At 40.3% G+C, this 25,579-nt stretch carries 42 protein-coding genes and 2 tRNA genes; 5 read left to right on the forward strand and 39 right to left on the reverse strand.

What is annotated here, in order from left to right:
• Positions 1-37 precede the first annotated feature (37 nt).
• The 38 genes from AC5EUN_RS08450 to AC5EUN_RS08635 form a co-directional block, all read right to left on the reverse strand.
• Entirely contained in the window at positions 38-445 is a 408-nt protein-coding gene (locus AC5EUN_RS08450) for a J517_1871 family lipoprotein (RefSeq protein ID WP_493352264.1), read from the reverse strand.
• A 74-nt stretch (positions 446-519) separates the two neighbouring features.
• Positions 520-924: a hypothetical protein gene (locus tag AC5EUN_RS08455; protein ID WP_493352265.1), complete on the reverse strand. Its 405-nt coding sequence runs from the start codon at positions 922-924 to the stop codon at positions 520-522.
• A 14-nt stretch (positions 925-938) separates the two neighbouring features.
• Positions 939-1,520 carry a Panacea domain-containing protein gene (locus AC5EUN_RS08460; protein ID WP_493352266.1) on the reverse strand — a complete coding sequence of 194 codons (582 nt, stop codon included), beginning with the start codon at positions 1,518-1,520 and terminating at the stop codon, positions 939-941.
• A gap of 331 nt (positions 1,521-1,851) precedes the next feature.
• Positions 1,852-2,118: a hypothetical protein gene (locus tag AC5EUN_RS08465; RefSeq protein WP_493352267.1), complete on the reverse strand. Its 267-nt coding sequence runs from the start codon at positions 2,116-2,118 to the stop codon at positions 1,852-1,854.
• A 2-nt stretch (positions 2,119-2,120) separates the two neighbouring features.
• Entirely contained in the window at positions 2,121-2,600 is a 480-nt protein-coding gene (locus tag AC5EUN_RS08470; protein ID WP_493352268.1) for a hypothetical protein, read from the reverse strand.
• 40 nt (positions 2,601-2,640) lie between these two features.
• Positions 2,641-3,579 carry a phage tail tube protein gene (locus AC5EUN_RS08475; protein ID WP_493352269.1) on the reverse strand — a complete coding sequence of 313 codons (939 nt, stop codon included), beginning with the start codon at positions 3,577-3,579 and terminating at the stop codon, positions 2,641-2,643.
• A gap of 67 nt (positions 3,580-3,646) precedes the next feature.
• On the reverse strand, positions 3,647-4,138 hold the full coding sequence (locus tag AC5EUN_RS08480; RefSeq protein WP_493352270.1) for a hypothetical protein: 492 nt from the start codon (positions 4,136-4,138) through the stop codon (positions 3,647-3,649).
• Positions 4,135-4,509 carry a hypothetical protein gene (locus tag AC5EUN_RS08485; protein WP_493352271.1) on the reverse strand — a complete coding sequence of 125 codons (375 nt, stop codon included), beginning with the start codon at positions 4,507-4,509 and terminating at the stop codon, positions 4,135-4,137. The genes AC5EUN_RS08480 and AC5EUN_RS08485 overlap by 4 nt, the downstream gene beginning before the upstream one ends.
• Positions 4,510-4,511: 2 nt before the next feature.
• Positions 4,512-4,769, reverse strand: a complete 258-nt coding sequence (locus AC5EUN_RS08490; protein ID WP_195728834.1) for a hypothetical protein — start codon at positions 4,767-4,769, stop codon at positions 4,512-4,514.
• 41 nt (positions 4,770-4,810) lie between these two features.
• Positions 4,811-5,452 (reverse strand): hypothetical protein, encoded by a 642-nt coding sequence (locus AC5EUN_RS08495; protein WP_493352272.1) that lies wholly within the window; start codon positions 5,450-5,452, stop codon positions 4,811-4,813.
• Positions 5,453-5,481: 29 nt separating this feature from the next.
• Positions 5,482-5,853, reverse strand: coding sequence for a glutamate 5-kinase (locus tag AC5EUN_RS08500; RefSeq protein ID WP_493352273.1), 372 nt, complete (start codon positions 5,851-5,853; stop codon positions 5,482-5,484).
• Positions 5,850-6,224 (reverse strand): hypothetical protein, encoded by a 375-nt coding sequence (locus AC5EUN_RS08505; protein WP_395000995.1) that lies wholly within the window; start codon positions 6,222-6,224, stop codon positions 5,850-5,852. Before AC5EUN_RS08505 ends, AC5EUN_RS08500 begins: the two co-directional genes overlap by 4 nt.
• Before the next feature lie 4 nt (positions 6,225-6,228).
• Complete coding sequence (locus AC5EUN_RS08510; protein WP_493352274.1) at positions 6,229-6,855, reverse strand: HeH/LEM domain-containing protein; 627 nt, start codon at positions 6,853-6,855, stop codon at positions 6,229-6,231.
• A 48-nt stretch (positions 6,856-6,903) separates the two neighbouring features.
• Positions 6,904-7,860, reverse strand: coding sequence for a major capsid protein (locus AC5EUN_RS08515; protein ID WP_279731185.1), 957 nt, complete (start codon positions 7,858-7,860; stop codon positions 6,904-6,906).
• Between the two features lie 20 nt (positions 7,861-7,880).
• Positions 7,881-8,633, reverse strand: a complete 753-nt coding sequence (locus AC5EUN_RS08520) for a DUF6651 domain-containing protein (RefSeq protein ID WP_493352275.1) — start codon at positions 8,631-8,633, stop codon at positions 7,881-7,883.
• Positions 8,634-8,735: 102 nt separating this feature from the next.
• Positions 8,736-8,963: a hypothetical protein gene (locus AC5EUN_RS08525; RefSeq protein WP_493352276.1), complete on the reverse strand. Its 228-nt coding sequence runs from the start codon at positions 8,961-8,963 to the stop codon at positions 8,736-8,738.
• A gap of 41 nt (positions 8,964-9,004) precedes the next feature.
• Positions 9,005-9,166, reverse strand: a complete 162-nt coding sequence (locus AC5EUN_RS08530) for a hypothetical protein (protein WP_493352277.1) — start codon at positions 9,164-9,166, stop codon at positions 9,005-9,007.
• A complete protein-coding gene (locus AC5EUN_RS08535; RefSeq protein WP_493352278.1) occupies positions 9,163-10,284 on the reverse strand; it encodes a minor capsid protein in 1,122 nt (373 codons plus the stop codon). Before AC5EUN_RS08535 ends, AC5EUN_RS08530 begins: the two co-directional genes overlap by 4 nt.
• Before the next feature lie 2 nt (positions 10,285-10,286).
• Positions 10,287-11,723, reverse strand: a complete 1,437-nt coding sequence (locus AC5EUN_RS08540; protein ID WP_279731190.1) for a DUF4055 domain-containing protein — start codon at positions 11,721-11,723, stop codon at positions 10,287-10,289.
• A gap of 1 nt (position 11,724) precedes the next feature.
• On the reverse strand, positions 11,725-13,128 hold the full coding sequence (gene terL, locus AC5EUN_RS08545; protein ID WP_279731191.1) for a phage terminase large subunit: 1,404 nt from the start codon (positions 13,126-13,128) through the stop codon (positions 11,725-11,727).
• A complete protein-coding gene (locus tag AC5EUN_RS08550; protein ID WP_130234768.1) occupies positions 13,118-13,585 on the reverse strand; it encodes a DUF2280 domain-containing protein in 468 nt (155 codons plus the stop codon). Before AC5EUN_RS08550 ends, terL begins: the two co-directional genes overlap by 11 nt.
• 46 nt (positions 13,586-13,631) lie before the next feature.
• Entirely contained in the window at positions 13,632-14,261 is a 630-nt protein-coding gene (locus tag AC5EUN_RS08555) for a putative metallopeptidase (protein WP_130234767.1), read from the reverse strand.
• Between the two features lie 265 nt (positions 14,262-14,526).
• A complete protein-coding gene (locus AC5EUN_RS08560; protein ID WP_201951032.1) occupies positions 14,527-14,700 on the reverse strand; it encodes a hypothetical protein in 174 nt (57 codons plus the stop codon).
• A gap of 409 nt (positions 14,701-15,109) precedes the next feature.
• A tRNA-Arg gene (locus AC5EUN_RS08565) sits at positions 15,110-15,186 on the reverse strand.
• A 398-nt stretch (positions 15,187-15,584) separates the two neighbouring features.
• A tRNA-Met gene (locus AC5EUN_RS08570) sits at positions 15,585-15,661 on the reverse strand.
• 98 nt (positions 15,662-15,759) lie between these two features.
• Complete coding sequence (locus AC5EUN_RS08575; protein ID WP_493352279.1) at positions 15,760-16,047, reverse strand: hypothetical protein; 288 nt, start codon at positions 16,045-16,047, stop codon at positions 15,760-15,762.
• Positions 16,048-16,483: 436 nt separating this feature from the next.
• A complete protein-coding gene (locus AC5EUN_RS08580) occupies positions 16,484-16,999 on the reverse strand; it encodes a hypothetical protein (RefSeq protein WP_279679416.1) in 516 nt (171 codons plus the stop codon).
• Positions 16,996-17,400, reverse strand: coding sequence for a DUF559 domain-containing protein (locus tag AC5EUN_RS08585; RefSeq protein ID WP_493352280.1), 405 nt, complete (start codon positions 17,398-17,400; stop codon positions 16,996-16,998). The genes AC5EUN_RS08580 and AC5EUN_RS08585 overlap by 4 nt, the downstream gene beginning before the upstream one ends.
• On the reverse strand, positions 17,378-17,578 hold the full coding sequence (locus AC5EUN_RS08590; RefSeq protein ID WP_392453508.1) for a hypothetical protein: 201 nt from the start codon (positions 17,576-17,578) through the stop codon (positions 17,378-17,380). The genes AC5EUN_RS08585 and AC5EUN_RS08590 overlap by 23 nt, the downstream gene beginning before the upstream one ends.
• A complete protein-coding gene (locus tag AC5EUN_RS08595; RefSeq protein WP_392453507.1) occupies positions 17,578-18,087 on the reverse strand; it encodes an FKBP-type peptidyl-prolyl cis-trans isomerase in 510 nt (169 codons plus the stop codon). The genes AC5EUN_RS08590 and AC5EUN_RS08595 overlap by 1 nt, the downstream gene beginning before the upstream one ends.
• Positions 18,084-18,341 carry a winged helix-turn-helix domain-containing protein gene (locus AC5EUN_RS08600; RefSeq protein ID WP_392453506.1) on the reverse strand — a complete coding sequence of 86 codons (258 nt, stop codon included), beginning with the start codon at positions 18,339-18,341 and terminating at the stop codon, positions 18,084-18,086. Before AC5EUN_RS08600 ends, AC5EUN_RS08595 begins: the two co-directional genes overlap by 4 nt.
• Entirely contained in the window at positions 18,338-19,087 is a 750-nt protein-coding gene (locus AC5EUN_RS08605; protein WP_493352281.1) for a hypothetical protein, read from the reverse strand. The genes AC5EUN_RS08600 and AC5EUN_RS08605 overlap by 4 nt, the downstream gene beginning before the upstream one ends.
• Positions 19,080-20,018: a YdaU family protein gene (locus tag AC5EUN_RS08610; protein ID WP_493352282.1), complete on the reverse strand. Its 939-nt coding sequence runs from the start codon at positions 20,016-20,018 to the stop codon at positions 19,080-19,082. Before AC5EUN_RS08610 ends, AC5EUN_RS08605 begins: the two co-directional genes overlap by 8 nt.
• The gene (locus AC5EUN_RS08615) at positions 20,015-20,371 is read right to left on the reverse strand and encodes a hypothetical protein (protein WP_131230307.1); all 357 of its coding nucleotides are present in this window, start codon (positions 20,369-20,371) and stop codon (positions 20,015-20,017) included. Before AC5EUN_RS08615 ends, AC5EUN_RS08610 begins: the two co-directional genes overlap by 4 nt.
• Positions 20,368-20,676 (reverse strand): hypothetical protein, encoded by a 309-nt coding sequence (locus tag AC5EUN_RS08620; protein WP_094148391.1) that lies wholly within the window; start codon positions 20,674-20,676, stop codon positions 20,368-20,370. The genes AC5EUN_RS08615 and AC5EUN_RS08620 overlap by 4 nt, the downstream gene beginning before the upstream one ends.
• Positions 20,673-20,963, reverse strand: a complete 291-nt coding sequence (locus AC5EUN_RS08625) for a hypothetical protein (protein ID WP_130234758.1) — start codon at positions 20,961-20,963, stop codon at positions 20,673-20,675. Before AC5EUN_RS08625 ends, AC5EUN_RS08620 begins: the two co-directional genes overlap by 4 nt.
• Before the next feature lie 48 nt (positions 20,964-21,011).
• Positions 21,012-21,287, reverse strand: a complete 276-nt coding sequence (locus AC5EUN_RS08630) for a hypothetical protein (protein ID WP_130234757.1) — start codon at positions 21,285-21,287, stop codon at positions 21,012-21,014.
• A 10-nt stretch (positions 21,288-21,297) separates the two neighbouring features.
• Positions 21,298-21,546: a hypothetical protein gene (locus tag AC5EUN_RS08635; RefSeq protein WP_130234756.1), complete on the reverse strand. Its 249-nt coding sequence runs from the start codon at positions 21,544-21,546 to the stop codon at positions 21,298-21,300.
• A gap of 116 nt (positions 21,547-21,662) precedes the next feature.
• Between AC5EUN_RS08635 and AC5EUN_RS08640 the strand changes: the two genes are divergently transcribed.
• The 5 genes from AC5EUN_RS08640 (at position 21,663) to AC5EUN_RS08660 (ending at position 24,776) form a co-directional block, all read left to right on the forward strand.
• The gene (locus AC5EUN_RS08640; RefSeq protein ID WP_131230208.1) at positions 21,663-22,373 is read left to right on the forward strand and encodes a LexA family protein; all 711 of its coding nucleotides are present in this window, start codon (positions 21,663-21,665) and stop codon (positions 22,371-22,373) included.
• Positions 22,374-22,448: 75 nt separating this feature from the next.
• A complete protein-coding gene (locus AC5EUN_RS08645; RefSeq protein WP_234966296.1) occupies positions 22,449-22,664 on the forward strand; it encodes a KTSC domain-containing protein in 216 nt (71 codons plus the stop codon).
• 27 nt (positions 22,665-22,691) lie between these two features.
• Entirely contained in the window at positions 22,692-23,000 is a 309-nt protein-coding gene (locus AC5EUN_RS08650) for a hypothetical protein (RefSeq protein WP_234966293.1), read from the forward strand.
• 153 nt (positions 23,001-23,153) lie between these two features.
• Entirely contained in the window at positions 23,154-24,149 is a 996-nt protein-coding gene (locus AC5EUN_RS08655; RefSeq protein WP_335997211.1) for a hypothetical protein, read from the forward strand.
• Between the two features lie 24 nt (positions 24,150-24,173).
• Positions 24,174-24,776 (forward strand): hypothetical protein, encoded by a 603-nt coding sequence (locus AC5EUN_RS08660; protein WP_436905120.1) that lies wholly within the window; start codon positions 24,174-24,176, stop codon positions 24,774-24,776.
• 59 nt (positions 24,777-24,835) lie between these two features.
• Here the strand turns inward: AC5EUN_RS08660 and AC5EUN_RS08665 are convergent, their stop codons facing one another.
• Entirely contained in the window at positions 24,836-25,537 is a 702-nt protein-coding gene (locus AC5EUN_RS08665; RefSeq protein ID WP_115736954.1) for a hypothetical protein, read from the reverse strand.
• Positions 25,538-25,579 lie beyond the last annotated feature (42 nt).

Genomic DNA, 25,579 nt, shown 5'->3' on the forward strand with positions numbered 1-25,579 from the left:
CCCCGCTTTCGCGAGGCTTCTTAGGGTTGTTTAAATTTTAATTGATTTCTTTAGCGCATCTTGGTGTTGCCAACTTTAGCTCGTTATCAGCTCTATATTTCATATCGGCATTAAAAGCCGAGAAAGTTGTTTTGACATTTAAAATCTGATTATTGATAGTGATTTTTTTTAATGCCATTCCGTTTTGAGCATAAATCAAACTGCCAGAATTGCGAAGTTGGTAGACATTTACACTATGCCCATTATCTTCACACATTATCCCGGTGCCATCTTGGTTAAGCTTAATGGTTGATAAACCGCCCGCAGCAGCAGTTGTCCAAATTCCTACAACTTCAGGCTGTGTTACCTGTGCATCCAGAAACTTATTGTCAATCATCTGGGTTGCTGGACTAACACAACCAACCATTAACAGCCCTGCAATCCCTATTAGTAGAATTTTCTTCATATGGACACCCTCTTATAAGTATTCACAAGATACTAGTTCCAGCACAAAAAAACCACTCCGGGGAGTGGCTTTGATCATTCAGGGATGGGTAGATATTTTTTATACTTTCTTGGAGTGTCTCCAGAATCTTTAACCCCTTGTTGCATTCTAAGCAACAACTCTTTACTTACCGAGTCAGCCGGCCTCCAAGGACCGTGATTTACACATCTACGCACATGCTCAAAATCTTCTATCTCTAATTTTTGGTAATAAACATAGCTATCGTGAATGATAAATGGATGCTCACCCTCGCGAACTATACAAGTACCATCAAAATATTTTCCTTCATGCAAGGTTGTGATATTGACCTTAACGATGCATAGACGATTTCCAAAACCTAGGTCAGGAAAGCGATTAGGTTCAAATAAAACCACATTTAAATGATCTTTTAAGCCGTCAGGGCGAAAAAACGCATCGCCAACCTTCCCTTCCCAATCCATTGGTTTAAATCACCCTAGCAGCTTATTCTTGAATTTGATTGATTGATGCGGATTTCTGCCTCCATATCCTCAAGAATATGCTTCTGAAGTCCTTCATCAAAATTTAACGCTTTAAATAGGGCATCATAATGAATTGGAAAACTACTAGCTCCAGGATCATTCCATTCTGGACAATGAGCATGAGTCCAATCAACTAGCTGCCAACGTGTGAGATGACCAAACTCTTGCCAAACTTCATTCAGCAAAGATATATCATTATCACTCAACTCTAATAAATCATCTTCATCTCGAATCAAGCTTTCATCTTTTAATGCAACCTCATTATCAGAACGATCCGAAATCCATTCATTCCAAAAGTCTTGATGGCGTACAGCGCCATTCATAACATTGTACGTTATAGATAAGACCGGACCATGCTTCATTGAGACAAGACTATCACCTATCAAAGGTCTATGAAACTTCCTAAAAGACTCACGTTCAGCAATATAAAGAAGTTTCATAAGCTTGAGAATTGGTAAACGACCATGAGCTTTATATAGAAAAAAAGCTGTTGCTTGGGTCAACTTTTTTTCATCAAATAAAAAAAGATTATCCATAGCTGGTAGTTCCATATGATCTGAATTTGGGATGAATATAACTCAAAGAATGATTTGTAGATTATGATTAGTATATGGTGCAGCACCTAGAGGCAACGTGTTTACACTACGTTTACGATTATCGCAGGGTTTATCGTACCTAGGTATAGGGGCGGGTTATTTGTACCGCGCTGCGACTACAAGACCTATATTATGCGATTACGCATAATGGGTCAATACGCTACAGATTACTCTTTGTCAATATTTGTGACCCAACAAGTGCGTTAATTGTTGTCGCACAGCATCATCAATCTAAGTATCAGTGCTCAAATATGAGAAGCAAGAAACCAACTCACGCTGATTTCTTACTCATCTTCTTATACGCCTCATCAATAAACCGATTATCCAGATCAAAGATGACCGCATTGAAAATATAACGCTCTACTGGTAGCTCGTATTGCTCACAATAAGCGTTAAGGTCGGCAATGCTTAATGCCAATGGTATGCCTTGCTCATATCGACGTGAGCGTGAAATGACGTTGTAGGCTTCAATTAAGGCATTGGCTGTGTATGAGTATTCTGGCGGATCAGGTAATTCATGCCCCTGCTTTTCACGCAACCTTATTTGGTACTCGCTGAGTCCAGCAAACTGGTTGAGGTATCGGTAGAGTTCTCGGACTTTCCCAGAGCTTCACGCTTTTTTTTATCAGCTTCAATTTGGATTCGCTGGGATTGAGTAATCACCCATATGCCTAGTTTCATCCCATACTCGTCATCATCGGCCGTTTTTCCATAAGCGAGCAAATCGTGAGCTAGTTGTGCCGAATATTCAATCCGTGCAGGAATATCACGCCAACCTAAAACCAAATACTTACCAACAATGCCACTAAATACCCGATTAGATTGCTCCACAAACTCATCAGTAATCAAGGCTCCGCTTTCACGCACCATGCGCTCTTTTTGTTGGTGACTGTCTTGCATGTACTGGAATGAAGGTCGATTAATTCCTGCTACGAGATAATCACCTCCATCAGGATGAGTCACCCACTCTGATGGATGTTTTTCAGTGCTTAATGAATCTTTCGAGATAGTAATTTGCATTTTTTCTTTTCCAATAATAAAGCCCCTTTCAGGGCCAAAGTTATGCAACTGAACGAGTGATAGTTGGTGCCACTTTGACCTGCTTAAACTCTAGGGCCAGCGTGTGGTCATCGGTCGCATTGGTGTCTGACATGCCATCATTGTCGAGTTCCAGTTTAGGGAAATGGAACCCGTAAGCATTGCCTTTCGAGTCTTCAATACCAATTTCAGCAGTCATGGTTTCGCGTGATTCAACATAAGGAATCCAGGCTTTAGATTGCTCGGTTAAGACCACTGTTGCACTCAGACCAATATTCACTTTGCCTTCAGTGTAGCGGTTTGGAATGATGCTCTGATTGCCTAGACACGGCCGAGCTGTCAGGTTGTTGTTAATCGAAATAGTGAACGACTCAGCACATGCAGTACCCACAGTGCTCACGCCATTAATTTTGAATGTATTCACGTTAATGGATGACATGAATGGTGTGTCAGGTGCAGCAAGTGGTGCAGTTACAGGGCTTGCTGCTGGGTTTGCATAGCCTGTAGCGCTAATTGTTGCAGAGCCTGTGATTTTGCCTTCGGTGTCGCCTTGAATGGTTAATTCACCGATACGAGCACCTGAGAATACTTGAATAAAGTTTAGTTTTTTATCATGCTTCACGATGGTGAAGGTATCTAATTCCATGCCACCAATTTCAAGAGTGGCTACACCACTAATCGCATCATCAACAAATATATTACCAGCCGCACCTTCAAGCAGAATATCTTGGCTTAAAGCTGATAGTTCATATTCAATGGTGCCAGTCGCTTCACCAGAAGTTGCTACTGAACCTTGATCAAAACGAGAATCCACAATTTCATCAGTTTCAGTAAGTGAAACGGTTTTCTTTAACGAGTCAGAGTTTCGACGCAACGTATGCCAGACAGCCACTGTAGGCAAAACATTAGGTGACTCTTCTTTTGCAATGTAGATAACTACATCAGTGCCTTTGGATGACATAGTGTGCTCCTTAATTTTAGGCATAAAAAACCACCTTTCGGTGGCATTGGTTTTGGTTGGATTTAAGCTAGTTCACTCGAAACTCAGCTCTAATTATTTTCGCGTAAAAGTCTTGATCATCCATGCTTTGTGGTGCGTGGACTTTGTAGACTTCAAGATGAGACACGCCGAATGATTGCAGCAATTCTCGCCACTGATCACACAATGCAGTCATGACAAGTGTTCCTCTATTCTTTGGTGTGAAGCACTGAATTGAAATAATGCCGTAATCACGAATACATGGGCTGTCGCCAATTGATGCCACCTGACTATCAGCGTACTGTACAAAAACTTTACACCAAGGTTTGTTTGCTGGCGCTTTAAATGGCTTCCCTTCTTCATTCACTTGGTTCTCGGTACGAACCACAATGTTTTCTAATGTTGTATTTAGTTCTGTGCCTAGATTCTTGCTGTTGTCACCAATAAGCAGTAGCGTGCTGCCGATTAAATACTTACTTCTATCCGCAAACTGCCCGACACGTTTATATATCTCTATTTCAGCTTGAGTGAGTGTCATCATTTGTATTTACTCGCGACTGATTGGTAGGACAATGCGTAAACACCATTGGGCGCTTGCTGACTCCAGCCATTTTCTAAACGTGTGCCGTATGGACTCAATGTTTGGATATACACAAGACCGCCTATTTTCGCTGTAGACGCTACTTTTAAGCCTTCTGATAGTGTTGCACCACCTGATAGGTCAAAGCCTTTCTCATACGTGCTTTGCGGTGAATCAAGCGTGACTTTATGCGATGCCCTGTATTCACCATCCATTACAGGAGATCGAGTGATTACCTGCTGAAGTGTTTCGCCTACAATCTTTTTGAGATGGCTGTCTGCATTCTTCATCACTTCAAGCGCGAAATTAGTTGGTTTGTTTTTCCATCCCATAGCTATTCTCGATATTCAACAGTCACATCACCAAATAAAATTTCATGCGCCAATTCACCACTAATCATAACTGGCCGACATTCAATATCAGTCTTGATTCGAATTAAGAAGCCTTTTTCCAAATCCACATAAAAGGCATCTCTAATCTGCTCGCCATTTAAAAACACCGATTTAATGTTGGTAGCGCGAACATCAACATGAAATGCCTGATTAGAATCAACTGCGCGCTGAATTAGCTTTGAATCATCAATGTAAATCATAAATTTCACCCATTAAAAAACCCACCGAAGTGGGTCATTATTCAACTAAATATTGGAAGACTATTTTGAAATTCAGGAAATTCTTTCAGAACCATATCCCTTATACTATTTACAATAATTTCCTCATTATCTTCATGGCTTGCTATATCAAGATAGTATTTCTGGTTATTGTGTACGTGATAAATTATCCACTCACCTGTAACTCGCCTTTCTTTAAATCTGTCTGATAATTGCTTTGTAGTGACCAATCTTGAAACCTCGCACGACTTTTTCTCATCACTTAAATCTTTTGAGAAAATCTGTTTGATCTCACCGATAATTTCTTTATTTTTGTACCCAAATTGCGCTTCAAGGTTGAGAGCTATATTTTTTAATCCTGTTGGTAGGTAGTGCTTGTGCCATAAACCCTTTATTTTTCCACGCTTAAATTGAGTCTCTGGCTTAGTTGAGCTTTTTTTATCAGTCTTATTTTCCAAAATCTCAATCTCATAAAGTATTCTCATTACAGCATCATCGGATATCATCGCCTTAATTAACTTCATAATAAAAAGCAATGAAAAACGACCACCTGTTACATCTTGAAAATCCTTTTCCTCCAATACCTGAAAAAGGATATGGATTCTTTCATCCATCTCTTCATTTTTGAGTTTTATATCTTCATAGATTTCTTTAATGTTATTCATAAATCCCCCTTAATTTCATAGGGATATTACTAAACTTTCCGCAACTGGCAAACCCAAATACTATCCGTTGGGTCTGCACCAATATTCACGACTTTAAAATCGCCTTTACTGGTTACCCAAACATCATCAATCTGAGGTACAGCGGTTACTTCATTTTGCAGAACAATCGCTTTTGCATCTTCGGCCTGATAGTCAGCAGGCTTTACTAAATCTTTTAAATACGAGCCAAACAGTACGCCACGCCCTGAATATGATTCACTTCCTACGACTGGATAAGTTTGCGTTTCAAAATCAAACTCGCCTGAATAAATCGGCTTTTCACAGGTGAAGGTGTCAACTGCGTCGGCAAGCTTTTTATCAAAGGCTTTCGCAACCTTAGATTGAATTTTATTCTTGATCATGCCCGAAACACCTCAAATCCAAATCCTTTAGGTTTTAAATTCAACGAGTCAATAAAGGCAAGAGCAATCTGCTCAAATTCTGATATTTCCACACTACCCTCGGCAAAGCTTTCAGTGACTTGGACTGTATCAGCCTTTACGCTTTCACTTGTGGTTTGGCGTGCAATACCTGAATAAATCACGCCAGCCTGAATACCCTTAATAATCTCGCAGGCAGCGTCTCTTAACAGTGGGTCAATCGGATCGGGAACAAAACCAACTTCATTCTTCATCCATGTGTTTGCTAGTTTAATCAAACGAGCTTTATCACTATCATCGGCAAAGTCTGCCCCAAGGATAGATTCAGCTTCTTCAACAGTAATAAAACTCATAGCATTATTCCTTTGGAATTAAGTGAGCCAGCAAATCATCCTTTTTGGCATCAGATGAGAATTCAATTCCTTTCAATTTCAGAACATCTTTTAGCTCATCCACTTTAAGTTTTGAATAATCCACTGATTGAAGCTCAGTGATACGAGCTTGCATTGCGCCAACATCGTTTTTGAAAGAAATCAGCTCACCTTGTGCTGTGGCCAACTGCTCTTTTGTGTTGGTTAAATCAAGCGCGACCGCATCAAATTGTTCTACAGGAACTAAGCCAGTCAAATCAGCAGGTTTACCCTGAATCAGCCCAGCCTTTAATGTTTCCACCTGTTGTTTTAACTCATCATTTTCAGCAACAACCTTGGCGCATTCGGCTTTTGCATCATCAATAACCTTTTGCAGTTCGGGAGTAATACTCACCTGTACATTCGCTGTAACGATATTGGCTTTATTGCGTTTTATCAGGTCGAGATAGGCTTGAGGCACATCACCAGCTACCTCTGCACACGCCTCCAGTGTGTCGGCTTCATGATAGGCACTCGCCTTGCGTAATGTATAGCCTTGAGCTTGTAGCTCTGCCACATTTTCAGGCGAGAAATCATTGGTAAAATACAGTCGCTTATTTGACTCTTGTTTCATTTTTTATTCCCAATCAGATAAAGAAAAGCCCCTCTCGGGGCAGTTCAATTAGGCAGATTTGATTAATACACCAGCGGTATCTTTCACGCTTGAAGCGATCAAATCCCAGTTAGTTGGTGTGCCGATGGCTGCATCAGTAGGTGACTTGCCGCCTGCTGCTACATCCCATGCATAACCCTTCACACCTGCACCGAATGTCCATTCAGCTTGGTAGGTGTACTTGATATTCTCACCACCAGTACCCGGTACAAGCTCAGCATTGAAGTCATTGTTGTCGTTCACAACAACAGCACCTTCAACTAAGCCAAGCGTGTTGTAGAATGCAGTGCCAGCATTATCACCTACCAAAGCAGGCGCATCAGTTACCACAAACACACGACCAAACGGATCGCGCACCACATTCACACCGTCATAGCGGAAAAGGTTTTCAGAGTTAGCCAAAGCATTATCAAACAGGTTATGCATAGTTGTAGAGTGAACAATCCAAGCACGAATTGCACTTGAACGGTCACCAAGTTTCGCGGCACCCACGTTAAGCAAGCGGAATGATGCTGCATCAGTACCATTACCGTGCACCGCGTTTACATTGCCTGAAATCGCAGAAGATGCCCCCAAAATACCCGCATTCAGCATATCTGCTAGACGAGCTTTCGCCAGCTGCTCACCAACGGTCAAAGCTGCAAGTTCAGGGTTTTGAAGAATCCAGGAATACTGCTGTTTTTCATATTCAATTGGCGGTGTACCTGCTGCAACCTTTACAGCTACGTCGAGCATTTGCTCCAAGCGTTTTGCCGCCACAGTTCCGGTGCCGTATGCATTACGACGACGTACTAAACCAGCAATTGCTTTGAATGATGCTTCAATATTGAAGTCACCACCGAAAGGCTCATTGATCAACTGAATAGCACCTTGAGATGCTTCATTGAACTTATCAATATCCTGTGCCACAGTTTCAGTCATTGCAGCATAGGTTTGCTTATTAAAAACCTGTAAATCAAAAGGCATGAGCCTCTCCTTAAATTAATTTATGCTTGTTCGCCCACTTGCTTCATGTAAGCAATTTTCTCTTCTTTGGTTTTGCATTCAGCCAAAGATTTAGGGCCTGATTTATTTCCACCACCGCCCTGGAATCCGCCACCCTGCGATTGACTACCTTTTAAAATCGAATCTTTGTATTGGTATCCACCAACTAAAGACTCCAAAGCCTCGTCAAAGTCAGCGACTTCACCAGGGCGCGCGCGTGAATAGATTTTTTGACCATCCGTACCGTAGGCCACAACCTTGCCTTCTTCGATCTTGAAGCTTTTCCCAAATTGGGCTTGGACCATGTCCACAGGTACAGCGATGTTGTCTTGAATAAACTTAGAACGAGCAAACCCGCCACCGATAAGTTCGTTATGCAGCTGAGATTGAAAAGCATCACGCTCCTGAACAATTGGTGCGTACTTTTCTTCGACTGCCTTAATTGCTTCGAGTTTGATTTTTTCGACTTCGCCAGCATCCACCAGTTTTTTATCGTCGAAGTTTTTCAAGGTTTCTAAAGCTTTTTTGGCTGCCACTGGATCTTCAATGCCTTCAAATGCTTTTAGTGTGGACTCGGCTTTTTCTTTTGCTTCACGATGGGTTTTTGCTTCCGCATTTAGAGTGCTGATCTTTTGCATTGCTGAACCAGCATCAAAGCCAACCTCTTTCCCATCATCATGCACATAGACTGGAAGCCCTTGAGTGTCTACTTCTGCATATGTTTTACCGTCGATTGTTTGTGTTTTAAGTTTCATAGGTTTCCACCATGTTGAATGAGCATCCGCTCGTTACGCTGTCCGCATCCGCTTTCAGCAGGCATAAAAAAAGACCCGTTTAGGTCTAGGTTTGGATTTGGTTTATTTGCGCTGATTGATCAACTCAATATCTTTTTGATTAATTTGGCTTCGCATAACAGGTGTCTTTTTCTTAGGTGGTAGCTGGAAGGTTGCAGTCACAATCGTCATTCCATCCACACCACACTCAGCACTAACATTTGACTGAATACCTATCTCTTGTTTGGTTTCTGCATCTACAAGTACAAATTGATTAGTGCCTTCAATAAGCTTTAACTCAACGTCTTTCATTTGTCCAAGCCTTCAAAATTAAGTCATAAATGATTTGTTGTTCAGGTGTGGTCATGGGCTAACGGCTTTCTAACTGAATAACCAAGACTCATCCACATCATTTGTCTGCGCACCACGTTGGCACGAAATGGAATTAAAATGAGATCTATACTCAAGATGTAGCGAATTTCATTAATATCTAAAACTGATGTTATTAGGCTCACAATCCCACCTCCTTGAACGTCTTCTCATCCAAAGCCTTAAGCTCAGCCAGTGTATATTCTCGACCCACTGGATCGGTAAACTTATCCAGACTATATCCGCCATCTTTGTACAGCTTGTAACGCGATGGCCCGAGCCACTCTTTCTGGAAAAACTCATCTGTCTGATCAAAGAAGTCTTTAAATGAAGTATTGGCATCAAGCTGGCCTATCAGATCCTTACGCTCATCTTTTGGGATGTCCTTCACTTTGCGCTCATCCATTACAAATGGGCGTTGTCCAGGCAATTCACCATCAGCATCTACACCAACCAATACAGATCGGCAATTCGGATGCAAAGGCGGTCGCCTAATACCTGAATCACCAACCTTCCATACAGTCTGGTCTAAACTTCCGCATGTTTTGGAGGTTCTGCCATCCAGTGTTGCAATGAATTTAAGATGCGTAAAACCCAAAGCCTTGTAGGTTTCTTCATAAGCCGCATTCGCCACATGACTTCTCACAGTCCTTACTTGCCGTTCAATCGATTCACGCGATGATTTAAACAATCCATCTTTATAATCTAAGGATTTCTTGCCTTTAATCCGCTGAACAATCTGCTGATTGGTCTGACCTTGTGAAACACCATCACGAATGACGTACTCCACCTTTTTACGCAATGAATCGGCAATATCAGCAAACAGATAATCCACCAACTGACCGCCAGCAAAAGGCGTTTTTCTTGCTGTCTTATAAATCTCAGCACCAGCGACCACCATAGCAGTATCACCAGCAAGTTTTGCTGTGTATGCAGCTTCATATATCGCCAAATCCAAAGCAGACTTGTGAAACTTTTCAGACAAGTCCACATCAATCGAAGTGAACCACTCATCAAGAATGGTTTTGATTTCTTCAATGAGTTTAGATGTCTTTGCTTTACTACCAAAATTAAACGATTTAAGCGCATTTCGTTCTGAATCGGTTAATTCTTCAAGCAGTTCTGATAATCGCTGTAATTGAGTATTTGAGAGCGAATTAAAGCGCTTGATTAGCTCATTAACTGATTGTGATGACGCTCGGTACAGATATGCCTGATGCTGAGTCAGCGCATCAATAAGGGCTTTCTGCGCTGATTTATCCATCTTTATTCCTCATCATTTGGTGGATTATTCATTCCACCATCATCCCGCTTTTCAATTTTCTTTACGATGTCCTCCCATTTATCTTCAGGGAATGTACCAGTCTGCTCATAGTGGTACCACACATACATCGGCAGCTCACCAGCTAAACAAGCTTCGTAAATGAGTTTAGAGCGTGTGGCATCGTATTTAGGTTTATTAAAATCCTGAGCAATTGTGAAACTTAGCTCATCCACCTTTAAATCATGCTCAGGGATAACAAACTTTGCACACCAACGTAATGCTATGGTGAATGCTTCAGACACGTTGGCCACGACCAACGACAAAACAGAATGTTGCACCGAACTATCATTATCTGCCTGTGTAGCAGTCTTATTAGCGGAACCAACCTCGATCAAGCGTGCACCCAGCTCTTTCATCTGATTCCATTTGTCATTCATACGCTCATAGGCCAAACCATTCTTTTCTGCTTGGACCATCTTCGCATCTGTTGGAATTCCTGAACGGCTACCGACACTGGCACCAGATTCTTTCACCATGGCATACTGCTCTGATGTGATGCTTGGGAAGCACAACGTAGGCTGACCAACAATAAATGCAGACTCTTCCACATCTGCGGTACTGGCATAGTATGAAAGCTCCATTGAAGCCAATTCATACAATGGAGCAGTTCCAATCTCATCTGAATTGTCCACGGCGCCACAAAACGTGAAAGGGATGTAGTCCCATGGCTTGCCGTGGTAGTCAGTTGGAATAAACTTCTCACCTTCTACCCATTGTCCTTTCTCATCCTTTGAGTGGATCTGCACTGTATAAACATGCCCATTAGCCGTTTCTTCCAACAGCAAAATACGATACTGATCATTTGACTCAACAGCAAAGCCGTTGCGTACTTTCACTGTTTCCAACAATTTTACAAAGCTAAGCTTTTTTTGATTGCCAACAATGATGTAATCCCAATCCTTGATTGCACCCGCTTTTATAATATGAATCATCGGAAAAGCGCCTTTTAACTTTTCCTCTTCCTTATTTTTGCTGGGTGCTACTGCTGGGTAGTCAACGTAAACCCCACAGCGATAGTTTTTATTTACCAGTCGTGTCGCACGCTGTGCACATTGCCAAATTGAACGTCCAGCGCCATCGGCATTGCGTTCTAAATATTCCAGCGTACGTGGACGATTGAATACAGGTGTTTTCCCAAATGCCAATCCGATATGACTGGCAAGCGTTCGACTTGTTACACCTGGAAAGATTGCACGGAGCAGATATTCCCCATATCGCCCCTTACCATCTAAATCTTTAGGGGATTTAAATAGTGTAGGTAGTGGCAAATAAACTTCACGTTTTTCTTTAATTACTTCCTGACCACCACAAGCATCATCCAACTTATTCCAAGTCGCAATGTGCTTATCATAGTCAGCATGTGTTGCTGTAATGCTCATATTAGAATCCAAACATTGGTAGGTCGATGTGAGTGACTTGAGGGGCCTCATTTAACTCGTTAAACCCATCACTACAGCCATCCACTTGGTCGTCATGTTTGCCATTGGGAAAGTTGCGTAACTCATCAACGAGCGCTTTGTTCCAATCACCGCGAAGCATCTTCACGTTCCCGATGTTGACCTGTGCTGCAAAAGGTTGTGCACGAGTAATCTTGTCACCTGAAACTGTTTCAGCTTTTACTCGGAATCCAGAAAGCTTCGTCACAAAGTTTTTAGCCTGTGATTTACCTGCTTGACCTGGATCTTGCGGCAACCGAATCATTACTGATTTACCATCCATCTGAGCTGTCTGAATAATTGTATTTTCGACACCATCAGGCCCCCATCTGCCGCGCACCATATCCACGATGTAAATGATGTTTTCTTTGGTCTTGAGCATTCGTGGACCAGCCGTCCAGTCACCTTCGTTTTCAGAAGCAGCCAAATCCCAAGCGCGGACTTCTTTGATAAATTCCGCAGGCATCGCATCAACAATTTCAATTCGATCAGGTTTAAAAAAACCGCCTGCTGGCGGTGATGGTAATTGTCGATACTGACCTGAGAACACATAAGGCGCCGCATCCTCCATCACCTTTAGGCGTTCAATTGAATGCTTAGCAGGCCATAGCGCTGTGCCATCATCTTGAATCGCTGGCAGACATAAGTGTTCCCATTCTTCACCATTACCGCCAGCAAGCAACCAACCTGCAAGATCTTCTTCATGTAAGCGCTGCATGATGACAATAATTGGTGTATCAGGTGAATTTGTCCGCGACTCAAGCGTGTTTTGAAACCACTCAATAACGTTACCGCGAATTGTGTCAGAGCTTGCTTCACTGGCTTTGTGTGGGTCATCAATGATGATAGCCCCACCAAATTCCTTTCGGATCTTACCAGCACCAAAACCCGTGATCGTACCGCCTGTACCCTGTGCGTAGCAGACACCGCCCGCTTGAGTGCGCCAATCATCTTTAGCCTTACTGTCATCGCGTAGCTGAAATTCAGGAAATACGCGTTTGTATGCTGTTTCCTGTACCAAATTTCGCGTCTGAAATGCGTTATTAGCTGCCAATGTCGCAGAGTAGCTGATATGAATAAACTCACAATCAGGCACCTTGCCAAAGCACCAAGCCATGAAATTAATCACAGCCAATTCAGTCTTGGAATAACGTGGTGGAATATTGATGATTAAACGCTTAGTTTCACCACGGAATACTTTCATTAAAGCATCGCAAACCACACGATGGTGCCAGTTATGCATCCACTTGTACTTGCGGCGCTCTTTGAACATGTACCGCGAAAAGAAGTACAGGTCTTGCTGCGCTTCAATTTGGATCGCAAGCTCGCGCGCTGGGTCAATAATCATTTAACGCCTGCTCCCTTGCTGTAAGGTAGCTTTCAGTTGAAACATTAGAACTCACAGTCTCTATTGGCTTGCCGTCTTTGCCTGTGATCTCTTGTCGATTGGTAAATTGACCACCCAAGTCTTGTGCTGCTTGCTTCATGATATTTAGTGACATCACGGTATTTCTGGCATTTTTTTCAAGATGCTTTTGATACTGCTTTAAGCGGTAATACTTTTGAGTAATCGGAATATCAATCAATCCAGCATCAAACTTCTCACGGGTCTCATAAAAAAGGTCGACAAATTTCTTGGAAAGATTTTTACCGCGTTGTTTTGTGGGATCGTATGTTGAGCATTGTACTCGATCAATTTTCACCCCAAATTCTTGTGATACAAGCTCCGCTACTTCTTGTGGGGTGTCACGGCACGCAAGAGCTTGAACTATAAATATTTTTACAGGCTCTTTTAGGGCTGCCATAACCACCTCTTTGTATCACTACGTATCACAAAATAGGCAAAAAAATTTAAGCCAATTTTAAAAGACAGGTACCACAAGCGTGTGCAATTTTAGCTTTTCCAATTGTTGGCCCATCATTAGCAAGGTCTACCATCTTCTGCACATCTTCTGATGCACCATAGCGTTGAACCACACCATGAAACTCTTCTACATCGTGTGGTCTTAAATAGTATTTATATTCACCCGTTGAAGGACTTATTAAGTAATTCCCATCTTCGTCCCGCTTGGCACCAAGGTGGTAAAGCTCATGCTCAATCAATGCGCAAAATTCTGTATCGCTTGCCTGCGATGCAAACTTTGCATCGATAGTAATGATGAAGTCTGGTACACAGCCAAACCAATCAATCATTTGTTTTTCTTGTCGTAACTTTCGCCAGCCACCTGCCATAGGCGAAAACTTCTCAGTTTGACCCAATACAACTCTGTCAGCTTTGATGAATGCAGAAGATGCCCATAGTACTTTAAATAAGGTGCTAGACCACGGCGATATATGTTCATGATCAGGGTTGTAGAGCTTTCCATCACTGGAAATGAAAGTATCGATAATCCACTCTTCAAGCTCTTTTGCTGGCTCAAAATCAACATTATCTAAAGGGTCTATATTTAGAAGTCGTTCCGGTGGTTGTGGCCTTTTCATATATTGCGCCCATTAAAAAACCACCCGAAGGTGGTTTAGTTTAAAACAACATCGACATCTGCCCAAACTCATAAATCGTTAATGCAAGGACAAAGGCCGAAACCGAGATTACAAGCACATCTTGTGAAGCCATACTTTTCTCCCTTTATTGTTCTTTTTTTATACTCTCACAATTAAAAAAATTATCAACACTAAAAGAATACATTTCTCACAATTTACAGTGATAGATATGTAAGAAATTATACAAGAGCCGTTTATTTGTTAATTATTCGTACAGGCTTGTTCTTAAATTCTTAACCCGCTGTTTCAACTTAATCATGATGCCATCTATCGCCAGCATCTCATCCCGAGTCAAACCCGAACGGCTTAAGTTTTGGTACTTAGACAGCTCAGCACTGCAAAATTCTAAGTCTTTTTTAGCTTGTACTTTGTCCGCCATAAATCCCAACCCTCCGGTATTTCCGGATAGTTCAAATAAGAAAAGAAAAACCCCGCCAAGTTTGTTATCTCAGCGGGGTTTATGTGCCGTAATACGTTCGGCAATTTTTTAGTCAAAAAAAACCCACATCATTGGGGTCGATGTGGGCGAAACTTGAAATCCAAAATGTGGAGATTTTGAATAATCGGTAAGATAATATGTATTATATTTGAGATCTAACTCGTTTTAAAAATAAACTATTAACTACTAAGTGATTTTAACGATTAAATTGAATTAAGTCACTTTATTTCTTTCAAACAATCCCGACACACCTTGATTTCTTCATCATCAACCGTGTAATCGATTTCTTTTGCACCATGAAAGCCAAATAAACACATTAGTAGTCGGAGCATTTTGTTCTCCTGAATATTGGTGCGCCATGTAGGATTCGAACCCACAACCATTGGTATAGAAAACCCATGCTCTATCCAGTTGAGCTAATGGCGCTTAAAAAAAGGATGTGGCAAATTACCACATCCTTGCCTTAGATTACGATATTGACCAGCTCGGCAACTGATCTACCGCTACTCACAATCACATCAACCTTACATGCACGGTTAACTTTACTTGCTTTCATTCTCTTTAAGGTTGGGTTGCCAAGCCCTAGCTGGAATTGCCTAAACCATCTAGGCATTTACTCAAGGCATGTTCTGTAAGCTGGCACACTCACAGGATATGGTTGCCAAATTTCGGCAACAAAAAAGCCCAATCATTTGACCGAGCTTTGATGTAATTAAATATCTGGGTGGCGGCATTAAAATTTAAACCACTACGAATAAAGTCAAGCCGCCATAAAAAAAGCCTAATCCACGGGGACTAGGCTATAAACTTTGAATCTTTTTCGTTGGTAGCGGGAGCTGGATTTGAACCAACGACCTTCGGGTTATGAGCCCGACGAGCTACCAGACTGCTCCATCCCGCATCAACGAGTTAGCTTTATACGCCCTAAGCACCCACAAAGCAAACTTTATTTGAAATATAAGTACTTATAGTATTAACGACATTCAAAATATCTAAAGCCTACCCTAAAATTGCTTCAGTTATAAATGCTGGATGAGATGCTCGATAGAGGCTCAATCTTCTCTTTTCACCCTCTAAAAACAACTTGGGTTCTTCCGACCATATTGATTTTCTCGAATCAAGTCCGGATAGACCTAATGCCCAATCAGAAACAGCCCCATAAACAAAAGTATTATCAGCGAAAATTAATTTGGTTTTGTTATGTGTACTATTTATAAGAACTTTATGTGTTGGTAATGAACCGAAGATACTTATCTGAGTGTAAATGTATTTATAGATTTCAGGCATATAGAGGAGCATTTAAAAGAGAGTGTCACTATACCATCTTAGTTGTTTAAAAAGCCCATCAAAGCCCATGCAATTTGTATACAGCAATAAAAAAGCCCTACATCACTGTAAGGCTTTTCCCCTTGGTCATGTGCGCTGATTCAAGGAATCGTTGTTTTTATTCACAACAAAATAATTAAATCATTAATCTCACAAAAAATGAAGCAAAAAAAACCTGCAACTTGGGGAAGGTGCAGGTATAAACTGATAGTAACTATCATGGAGAACTTAATACCAATTAATATACTTGATTTATATTGAGATCTCATTCACATTTTATACCAAATTATCTAGCAACAAAAAAAGCCCATCAAATGATGAGCTTTTTACGGTAATTAAGTGAATTTCCATATGTACGTCCACTATAACTGAAATATGCCATACCCTGTATTTACAGTCAAGCGGATTCATTATCCTGACTCAGCTCAACCGCTTTTGTAAATTTATCAATCACAAAATGCGGGTAGCGTGATTTTATGAAAGCCAAACCACATTTGATATCTTGCTGAATTTGAGAACCATATGTGTCATTACTTACAGCAATATCTCGAATAGACTCACCCATGACGTAATGCCACCAGATAGCCCCTATCCACTCTTGAACCACCTCATCATTAATAGACTGAAGGTCAATTAATAGTTTTTGAATCGCACGCGCTTCGTTGCAGTCTAATTGGCAGCATGTTCCTTTACGGCGGACACACAAGCGATCTCTAAGAGTCTCGTCAGACATATACATTGCAAGCAGCCGCTCACGTTGCTGCTGCGTTATTCTTTTTGTTGGCATAGTTTTAACAACCATTACCATGGTTTCATTGTCGCCATTTATCCAAGCTCCAAGCTGACGACACCATTCTTCAAAACTGTATTTCGACCAATCTGTCGCTTGCATAATCGTTACTGCTGCCGTCATCCCAAATCCCCTACCATCTTCTCTATTTGCTCAATCGCTTTGCCGCTTTTCACTTGCTCAGTGCTAAACCGTATTACCTGATAACCCATCATCGTTGCTGCGTTATATTTCTCTAAGTCTCCTAAATACCCTTTACCCCTTGTATGCCTACCATTACTCCAGATCCCGCCTTCCACTTCGACCAATATCTTTTTACCCTTCAAATGAAAATCAGCTCTCCATTTGCGTGTGGGGTGAAACTTAAACTCCTGCTCAAACTCAATTCTAAGCGCCTTGAGTTGTAGGCTTAGAGTTTGCTCACCCTCACTAACAACACGCTGCTTCTTGACCGATGCATGACGTTTAGCCCTGCGTTTTGGTTTGTAGATTTTTCGATATTCAGCGAGGGAGATGCTGGTCACTTGCAACTCGTTTAATCAAGGTAAAACACCCATAATTTCCAACAAATTTCTGCCCACTGTCATCAATTGCTGCGACTGCAAAATTCTTAATATGCGTCACAGTTAGTGTGCTTGTTGGTTGCTTCCATGCTTCAACGTCATGAATCACCTTGTCACCAATATGAAATGGATTACTCATCACTCAACCACCTCCACATCAGCACACAAACACATGAACGGCGTTCCATCATCCAAGCGCCCAAATACACGGCCATCTTCAACTCGGTCTAACACACCGTATCCAGTGAATCGCTTACCTGAGTAAATCGTTGCTGATTCACCAATAAAATCTACTTTTACGCGGTCGCCTTTTTTAGGTTCTGTTTTGTTGTGCCAAACACGCTTACCATCAACGGTACCGAAACCACAAATTAGACAAGCAACGTCGTAACCGTGTTGGCAATGCATATTGTTATGCTCTGAAACTCTCGTATTCGGGCTAACGTGATTGCGGATATCTGTTACATGGTCGGTTCGGTCGTAGTCGGCTAGAGCGGTGCGGAGCTCAGAGATTAAAAAGCTCTGCTGACCTGTCATATTCGGAAAGCTCAACATTGAAATGTGGTACTCATTTCGTGTAATCCAGAACACAGCCCACTCTGGCGCACCCGCCACAATTTCTCGCATCTGTTCGATTGTTAAATTCATGGCTGCACCTCAAATAACCGTTTAGCCTTTTCGGTAGCCTTGAGACTCAAAGGGCTTTTGCTGTTTGTCTCCAAATACCCTTCTGCTAAAAGCTGATTAACAAACACATTGGCATTACGTGGTGATATCCCCATCCACTCAGTAACTTCTTTCAAACTGGTTCGCCCAGACTTCTGAATGATTCTTTTCAAAACTAGTACCATTCGTTCACCTTGTTTCACGGCTTGTTTTGTACTGAAGTTCTGCTGCTTCACGCTTCACCCCCAACACGATTGAATCCATTGGCTTTCATTGCCTGATACTCATTTGGATTATCAAAAGGGTCTGGCCACTCGTTTTGAACCCGCTTCGCAGCTTCATTCACCTCAAGCTTTTGAGGTCTCGGAATTTCACGATTACGGACATTCAGTTTTCGCTTTAGGTTCTCCAGCTGCTGACGTGCAATATCGTTGGTCACGGGTTTGTGGCTTGGATCATCACCAGTAAATCCACATTGAGCAATTGTTTCTAGTAATTCATCCGCCTCATTGCGCTCCTTAGCCTCACTTATGATTCGCTTGTAAACACTGCTATAAACTTTATAAAACGTATCCGTTGAACCTAAATATCCATAAGGCTTTACAACTTCATCAAATGCTTGTTTTGCAAATTTATTGATTTCATGAGATCGATTCTGTTTTTCGTAAGTCAGAGCCTGCAACCAAGCCTCATCATGGCTTTGGTATTCATACTTGCCTAAACACCAATCTTTAAATTCGTTTACGGATGGTGGCCAAGCTGAAGTTTCAAGACGAATCAGCCCCCGATTAAATTGCTCAAAGGTGATACCTGAAAGCTTTTGGACAAACTTATCAATCACCTGCCCCTTTTTTAAACCCGACCATTGATCTGTAAAGCGTTTACCGTATGACAAAAGCATGTCTTCAACCAACTTACGCGCATCTTGCTCACTAAACTGTTGAACAGAATGATCTTGATTTTGTGTTAATTCATTACGCATATTTCACACCCTCCACTTCATGAACATCTCGAATTGATGGAGTGTCTTCACCACCAATTTCAGATAGCCACTCATTGACTTCACCCTGAGTTCTATTTCCTGCGCTTGATTGAGATTTTGGTTTTTGAGGTGTTGACTGTGATTCACGCTGGCGTTTCGTAGCATCCTTGTTGTTTTGAATCCATGTGTACCACTTGACCAACCATAGGCTTGGCGTGTTCTTGGATTCACCACCCTTTGCCGTGAAGAAATCACCAAAGTTGGTAAACATGGAAATCAAATCTTGAATTTCAACTTCACTGAATCTTTGTTTTCCAAGTTCAATAAAATCGTTTTGGAGTGGGTATTGATTTACGCATTCGAGAATTGAATATCGCTTATGGTCTTCAGATTTGTATTGTGAAAACTGAATTGCTGGTAATGGAAAATTTTCCTCACACGTATTACTACTACTATCAATAATATTGGTTACTGGTTCATGGTTTATGGTTAGTTGCTCGTCCGTTAAATTCTCGTCTAACGGATTTTCAACGATCGTTGAACTCTCGTTATTCGTAAGCTTAACTTGTGATGAACCACCATTAGGGTCTTGTTGCTTTTTCGCTGCACGCTTTTTAGCAGATGCTTTACCCGCCTCGCTCGCTTGTTTACGCTTTCCGTGGTATTCAGCAATTTCACGCTCACAACGATTGTTGATATAAAGACCATCATTCAACATGAAAAACTCATCTAGCACATATTGAAGAGCTTTTACTTGCTCATCTGTTGAGCATTGAACACGGCGAGCCAAACGATCCAAATTTGAAGCATCGAGGGGTTGCTCTGTGTCGTAATACATATCCAGTAAATCACGATAAATAGCACGCTCAACCAAGCTCAAATGGCGAGTCGCATTGTTGAAATCCCCAATATGATGTTGGTAATAGTTCATTTAGCTTCCTCCAATTTGACTAAGCCACGTTTTTCCAACTGACGAATAATTCGAGGTTCGACAAATTGATTGTTGATCTTGTACCTGGTGCGTGACTTTTCTTTCACCTGGATAAGTTGGGTACCTTCTTGCATTTGGCGACGTATCGCTATGGCTTGCCCCCCCATTTGGGTTGTATGCTCAAGAATGAAATAAGCTTCCTGAGCCTCAATAGCTTGGTTCATGACTGATAAAGGCATTGCGGCAAGTTCTTTAGGTGTGTATATCTTCACTGGATCAAGCAAAGGGATCATCACCTCGATAGGTGCTGGAGCTTGAACATCTTTCTGCCCACGTTTAGCTGAATATCTCACTGAGCACCCCCTTTTTCGATATTTTTAATAAAGCGGCCAAACATAAAAATATGACCTGCTCGATGTAGGCTTGAAATAATTTCACCTGCATACCAAACTGAAACATGATGTTCATTGATCAACGTTTCCATAAACTCTTCACGGGTGACGGCAGCATTCTTTTCATCACCCTTGATCTTGCGAAGATTTGCCCTACGGATCTCCAGCAATCCATCTAATGTGCGGAGTGCTGGCTCGTACCATGATTGAAGCTCAATCACCTGCTTATGCTCAGGCTTCTTTTGAATGGCCTTGTTGGTAATCATGGAACCTCCGCTAAGGCTTGTTCTGCATCTGTTAAACGGCGCTTTAATTTCAGCTCCAATGTTGTTGCATGACGGACCTCTGTTGGATCTACAACCACAACGATCACACCATTCGTTGTAACGCCAATACCACCCAACGAGGTTATGTACTCAACGGAAAGTAAATCGCCTGTATCAAAAGTACGATTCACAAGAGTCACTGGAGCGATTAGCACCACCGTATCCCCTTGTAAGAAATCGTTATTTAAATTGTCTTGAATTGCTTGTTGTGCTAAATTTGTTCTCATATTCATTGGTTCCGATAATTAATGAATTGAAAAGCCTGATTTCTGCGATCAGGCTTTTTCTTTGTGTGAATTCCCGTGAATCCCTTCCGATCCCTCAAGAAAGCTGACTTCGGTTGACAAGTCCCTTACTAAGGCTGCTAATCCCAAGCGCTCAAAAGATTTTGCTTGTAAATTAAGAACATGCCACTCACCCACGATTTCTTTTTCAAGTAAGAAAGCGAGGTACTGAGCAAGGTCTTTACCCTTAATTTCAGCGAGAGTTTTAGCTCGCTCATGTATTTCAGGAGACAAACGGACATGCGTAGATTTCTTTTCAAGGCTCATAAATCCCCCTTTAGACTGTTAATGCTTGGTTTCGCAAATAATCGAAGTCCGCTTCTGGGCATAGAGAGTCACATGGAACTTCGCCCTTGCTGGCCTTATCAATGCGGATAGCTAATGGCGCTCCGCACTTCTTATTTACGTAGATGATTTGCTGAAGGTTTCCGACAGTTGTCAGACACTCCTTTGCAAAATCCTTTCGCCCCTCTACAGATAGACCAGATAGGTAGGTTTTGAGTTTTTCAACACTGGAGGAAGACATATAGGTCTCCTTAATAAATATATTTAGTAAATACTAATTTTTATTAACATACATGTCAACAAATCTTTAGTGTTTACGAATTTACTTTTTACTAAAAACTATATGAAATATTAAACATGGATAAAATTGAACAAAGACGCAAAAACCTGCGCGCAGCTATTGATGCTGCTAATAAAGAGTTAGGCTTTAAATCAGACACATCTTTCTGTGAGCACTTTGATTTAAATGCCAGTCATATCTCTCAGCTTGTTAATGGTCATGGGAGCTTTGGTGAGCGCGCGGCCAGAAATCTTGAAAAGAAAGTAGGCTGGGTTGAGGGTTTGCTAGATGTGGCTTCTGATGATTTAAATGTGAATGCTGCTAAAAATAGTCAGTTTGAAAGCAATGTCTCCCCCGTTGATACTCCTTTACAGGCAATTCCTTTGCTTGATTACGTTCAGGCTGGACTCTTCCATGATGTTGGTTACGACGGTTTAAACCCATTGGGGACTAGCTGGACTACCTATAAGAGTCAGCGCCCTGAGTGTGTATTTTCTCTAAAGGTTGAAGGTACAAGCATGTCTCCTGAATTCCAACCAGGTGACGAGATTGTGGTAGATGGTTCACTTGAAGCGAAACCAGGCGCTCTTGTTATTGCTCAAGAGATAAAACACGGCGAAGCAAGAACAACGTTTAAGAAATATCGTGTTATTGGTATCAATGAGTTTGGTGTTGATGTTATTGAGCTTGTTCCATTAAATCCTGACTTTCCAACGCTTAACTCAAATCAGATAGATATCTCAATTATTGGTGTTGTTGTTGCTCACAATCGAAAATTTAAGTACTAGAGAATAAACCCAAGCACAGTCTTGGGTTTAGAACCACTTTGAAGAATATAAATATAAGGAAATAGAATACTAAACATGCAAAGAATTGAAGTAAATTCGCGCAATATCAACTATGTGCTTTATGAGCACTTCTTGTTAACTGTAGTGCTTAGGACTGGTGAGAGATTTATTTATAGACTTATTGAAGCTAGTACCTTTAACGATTTTATTGAAGCAATTGATAAAGATAAATTCTATAAAAGCCAAATTGAGATGAATAAGAAATTTAAACGGATTCAGCTTTTTGTGTAATAAAAGCCCTTAAAGAAGGAAAGCATAATGATCGGAACACTTAATAAATCTAAAACTGCGCTAACAATTAATCGTCAAGAATTCAAATTGGCATTAGAAAAAATTGGCGCAGGAATTGATAAACAAATAGCCTCGCTTAAAAAAGCTAAACAAAGCTACGACCCTGCGGAAATAGCAAGTGAGGTCATTGGTGAAGTAAACATCTTTGAGGCGATTATTGAGGGCTTTAATGAAGAGGAAGGGACTAATCTAAAACTAGCTGATATAACCAATCTTGATACAGCACAAGGTTGGATTGATGACTTTTTAGGAAAGTATTCTAAACCCCAAGCATGACTTGAGGTTGATAAGAAGAATCTAAGATGAATAAATTTGACTATATGAAACTAGGGATACTCTTTGTTGTAGTTACTCTTTGTTGGGTTTCTATGATTTTTTAAACTGCGAACCCGACGCAGGACTTTAGGGTAGATCGGGAGGGAGGAAAAAATGGCAGTAAACATTCGTTTTGATTATTTTAATTTAAGAGCTGATAAATCTCGAATTCGAAGAACAGATGGGCAGTTTTTCTTTGGTCAAATATCTATGGCCAAAATGTGTGAAAAACTAGACTTATATTTTCGATCAAATCCTCAAAAATTTAAAGATAATTCAGTTGTATTGAAAAAATACAAACATGATAAAAAGTGGATAAAATGGGTATCAATTGAAAAGGGAACAAACTTTTATAAATTATTATTTACATTTAACGATCGAGAGGCTGACCCTCGTATTGTTGAAAATCTTCAAAACAGTGTTTTAGCTCAAGTCATCCCAGAAGAGCATGGTGTAAGAACTCTTCTGCATATTATTGTAAAGACTGATGTTACTGACAAAAACAAAGCTAATCTATGTGTACAGTCTGTTCAGGGAATGCATCTTAATTATCTAAAATCAATTTTCATAGAATTACTCACCCTTACACAAGAACAAGCTTATTGGATTGTTAATGATCCTATGACTGAATCGAATATTCAATGTAAGCCTTATATTGAAATTTCCGCTGTTACAACTAGCAGTATTATTGAAGCTGTCAACAAAGGACTTCTTAAAGAGATTGAATTTGTTGAAAAGGCTGAAGTAAGTGAAAATTTCGATGAGCATAATGTTCTTGGCAAGAAAGTTAAAAATCTATCATTTACTATTGATGATAAGACAGCATTTATGGGTAAAGTTTCCTCTACCGGTTTTACTAAGTTTGTTAGCGAATTATTGAAAAAGAATAAAAAAGATTTTGATTCTACCCCCAAGATCTACTTAATGCTTAAGAACCCTCACAATAAAGGGGAAACTAAATATGAGTATCTAGATGATGTTACTAGCGGGCTGACAAAGAGGATTTATTTAAATTGGGAAGACAGGGATATCGAAACTATTAAAAGGCTAGAATCCACCAATCCAAAAGCAATAGATCAATGTTATGATATGATGATTTCAGGTTTCTAACTCATAAAAGAAAAAGGAGATCTTATGCTAAATCAAGCATTTAAAGTATTTGATTTCCTTAAAATCAAATACCCTGATAATGCTCATTATGGTGCAGTATTAATAGCCCCTTTATTACTGTCAATTGTTTTTAGCATTGTTGCTACATGGGCAGCATTTAACTTAAAGAATGGCAATTACTTTCTTAGTGAGCGTTTTGGTGACTTATTCACATTACTAGCAATTCTTCCTGGTTTTTATATCGCCTCACTTTCGGCAATAGCAGCAATCAACAAAAAAGCAATCGACAGGCTCATAAATGAAAAAAATGCTCCATATATAGAGAAGATTGAACCTGATAGATCTGAAAAGTTCAAACAAAAACTAACTCGACGAGTGTTTTTGACAATGCTTTTCGCATATCTATCAAGTGTAAGCTTGCTACTTGCTTTAAGTTTAGCTCTTTTGAAATTTCTATTTGCTCTCAACAAAGATTCAAGTTTTATAGTTTTTTCATGCTCTAACACATTTAGCATTGTTTTGTATTTTTTGGTTAGCTTATTTTCTTTATTCTTTATTTTTCAGTTATTAATCCTTACGTTGGTTGGTGTCAATTATCTTGGCTATAAAGGCTTAGTTGATAACTAATAAATTAAAAAACCGTATTTTACCCACCCCAGCGGTGGGTTTTTTGCCATTTTTCAAATTTAATCTAAAAATGAATATGCTTGTTCTAATCCATTTTGATCACCGTGATCACGCATATATTCTATATTGTTTTCTTCAATACCATCAGGGTTACCTCTCACATAACCACCTACTTCCGTTCCATCACTGCGCGTATATCCTTCTACTGAATGGTAACCAGAATTTGAGGAAGAATAGTGATATGACTCATCAGAGTAAGACTCATCATCCTCATATTCAACAACTTCGTCATAGTCTTCTTCATAATAGTCATCCTCTACATATTCAATCTGTTCCTTCTTCTCAGTAATATCAACTTTGATATCATTTGCTTGTAAATTTTTATCCTCTTTTAATTCTTTCAACTTGTCTTCTATCCATACAATTAATGGCTTTTTAAAATTATCAACACTTACATCTGACCATTTATTGTTTTTATTGTATAGAAATGAGAAGAAAAATAAAAAATAGAATAAATATATTGATAAAAAAATAATAAGTAAAAAAATCTTTAACCAATATATTTTATTATATCTAAATGCTAAGAAGTAATAACAGATAAGACATGATGCCAGCAAAATTGCACTAAAAAAATTAAATAAGCTCAGTGTAAGACCATCCAAAAATACAAAAAATGGTAGAAAAATAAGAGTAACTAAAATATAGAAATCGTTATTATATGTACTACTATTTCCGTCAGAGAGCATAAGTTCTTCTAGCATTATCAAGGACAACACAAGATATTGTTTTTAAAAAATTTAATC

This window comes from Acinetobacter sp. CAU_H_S170_2, from assembly GCF_058890445.1.

Bases quoted from the DNA above. Each gene is read 5' to 3' on its own strand.
- AC5EUN_RS08490 (WP_195728834.1), bottom strand. From the start codon at position 4,769: ATGATTTACATTGATGATTCAAAGCTAATTCAGCGCGCAGTTGATTCT.
- AC5EUN_RS08625 (WP_130234758.1), bottom strand. From the start codon at position 20,963: ATGAGAACAAATTTAGCACAACAAGCAATTCAAGACAATTTAAATAAC.
- AC5EUN_RS08580 (WP_279679416.1), bottom strand. From the start codon at position 16,999: ATGACGGCAGCAGTAACGATTATGCAAGCGACAGATTGGTCGAAATAC.
- AC5EUN_RS08540 (WP_279731190.1), bottom strand. From the start codon at position 11,723: ATGAGCATTACAGCAACACATGCTGACTATGATAAGCACATTGCGACT.
- AC5EUN_RS08560 (WP_201951032.1), bottom strand. From the start codon at position 14,700: ATGGCGGACAAAGTACAAGCTAAAAAAGACTTAGAATTTTGCAGTGCT.
- AC5EUN_RS08520 (WP_493352275.1), bottom strand. From the start codon at position 8,633: ATGAAACTTAAAACACAAACAATCGACGGTAAAACATATGCAGAAGTA.
- AC5EUN_RS08480 (WP_493352270.1), bottom strand. From the start codon at position 4,138: ATGATGACACTCACTCAAGCTGAAATAGAGATATATAAACGTGTCGGG.
- AC5EUN_RS08505 (WP_395000995.1), bottom strand. From the start codon at position 6,224: ATGAGTTTTATTACTGTTGAAGAAGCTGAATCTATCCTTGGGGCAGAC.
- AC5EUN_RS08510 (WP_493352274.1), bottom strand. From the start codon at position 6,855: ATGAAACAAGAGTCAAATAAGCGACTGTATTTTACCAATGATTTCTCG.
- AC5EUN_RS08470 (WP_493352268.1), bottom strand. From the start codon at position 2,600: ATGCAAATTACTATCTCGAAAGATTCATTAAGCACTGAAAAACATCCA.
- AC5EUN_RS08475 (WP_493352269.1), bottom strand. From the start codon at position 3,579: ATGTCATCCAAAGGCACTGATGTAGTTATCTACATTGCAAAAGAAGAG.
- AC5EUN_RS08550 (WP_130234768.1), bottom strand. From the start codon at position 13,585: ATGGCAGCCCTAAAAGAGCCTGTAAAAATATTTATAGTTCAAGCTCTT.
- AC5EUN_RS08645 (WP_234966296.1), top strand. From the start codon at position 22,449: ATGCAAAGAATTGAAGTAAATTCGCGCAATATCAACTATGTGCTTTAT.
- AC5EUN_RS08485 (WP_493352271.1), bottom strand. From the start codon at position 4,509: ATGGGATGGAAAAACAAACCAACTAATTTCGCGCTTGAAGTGATGAAG.
- AC5EUN_RS08575 (WP_493352279.1), bottom strand. From the start codon at position 16,047: ATGCCTGAAATCTATAAATACATTTACACTCAGATAAGTATCTTCGGT.
- AC5EUN_RS08660 (WP_436905120.1), top strand. From the start codon at position 24,174: ATGCTAAATCAAGCATTTAAAGTATTTGATTTCCTTAAAATCAAATAC.
- AC5EUN_RS08495 (WP_493352272.1), bottom strand. From the start codon at position 5,452: ATGAATAACATTAAAGAAATCTATGAAGATATAAAACTCAAAAATGAA.
- AC5EUN_RS08535 (WP_493352278.1), bottom strand. From the start codon at position 10,284: ATGGATAAATCAGCGCAGAAAGCCCTTATTGATGCGCTGACTCAGCAT.
- AC5EUN_RS08635 (WP_130234756.1), bottom strand. From the start codon at position 21,546: ATGTCTTCCTCCAGTGTTGAAAAACTCAAAACCTACCTATCTGGTCTA.
- AC5EUN_RS08595 (WP_392453507.1), bottom strand. From the start codon at position 18,087: ATGAATTTAACAATCGAACAGATGCGAGAAATTGTGGCGGGTGCGCCA.
- AC5EUN_RS08460 (WP_493352266.1), bottom strand. From the start codon at position 1,520: ATGGATAATCTTTTTTTATTTGATGAAAAAAAGTTGACCCAAGCAACA.
- AC5EUN_RS08620 (WP_094148391.1), bottom strand. From the start codon at position 20,676: ATGATTACCAACAAGGCCATTCAAAAGAAGCCTGAGCATAAGCAGGTG.
- terL (WP_279731191.1), bottom strand. From the start codon at position 13,128: ATGATTATTGACCCAGCGCGCGAGCTTGCGATCCAAATTGAAGCGCAG.
- AC5EUN_RS08450 (WP_493352264.1), bottom strand. From the start codon at position 445: ATGAAGAAAATTCTACTAATAGGGATTGCAGGGCTGTTAATGGTTGGT.
- AC5EUN_RS08655 (WP_335997211.1), top strand. From the start codon at position 23,154: ATGGCAGTAAACATTCGTTTTGATTATTTTAATTTAAGAGCTGATAAA.
- AC5EUN_RS08455 (WP_493352265.1), bottom strand. From the start codon at position 924: ATGGATTGGGAAGGGAAGGTTGGCGATGCGTTTTTTCGCCCTGACGGC.
- AC5EUN_RS08515 (WP_279731185.1), bottom strand. From the start codon at position 7,860: ATGCCTTTTGATTTACAGGTTTTTAATAAGCAAACCTATGCTGCAATG.
- AC5EUN_RS08605 (WP_493352281.1), bottom strand. From the start codon at position 19,087: ATGCGTAATGAATTAACACAAAATCAAGATCATTCTGTTCAACAGTTT.
- AC5EUN_RS08610 (WP_493352282.1), bottom strand. From the start codon at position 20,018: ATGAACTATTACCAACATCATATTGGGGATTTCAACAATGCGACTCGC.
- AC5EUN_RS08640 (WP_131230208.1), top strand. From the start codon at position 21,663: ATGGATAAAATTGAACAAAGACGCAAAAACCTGCGCGCAGCTATTGAT.
- AC5EUN_RS08555 (WP_130234767.1), bottom strand. From the start codon at position 14,261: ATGAAAAGGCCACAACCACCGGAACGACTTCTAAATATAGACCCTTTA.
- AC5EUN_RS08500 (WP_493352273.1), bottom strand. From the start codon at position 5,853: ATGATCAAGAATAAAATTCAATCTAAGGTTGCGAAAGCCTTTGATAAA.
- AC5EUN_RS08590 (WP_392453508.1), bottom strand. From the start codon at position 17,578: ATGAGTAATCCATTTCATATTGGTGACAAGGTGATTCATGACGTTGAA.
- AC5EUN_RS08650 (WP_234966293.1), top strand. From the start codon at position 22,692: ATGATCGGAACACTTAATAAATCTAAAACTGCGCTAACAATTAATCGT.
- AC5EUN_RS08665 (WP_115736954.1), bottom strand. From the start codon at position 25,537: ATGCTAGAAGAACTTATGCTCTCTGACGGAAATAGTAGTACATATAAT.
- AC5EUN_RS08630 (WP_130234757.1), bottom strand. From the start codon at position 21,287: ATGAGCCTTGAAAAGAAATCTACGCATGTCCGTTTGTCTCCTGAAATA.
- AC5EUN_RS08525 (WP_493352276.1), bottom strand. From the start codon at position 8,963: ATGAAAGACGTTGAGTTAAAGCTTATTGAAGGCACTAATCAATTTGTA.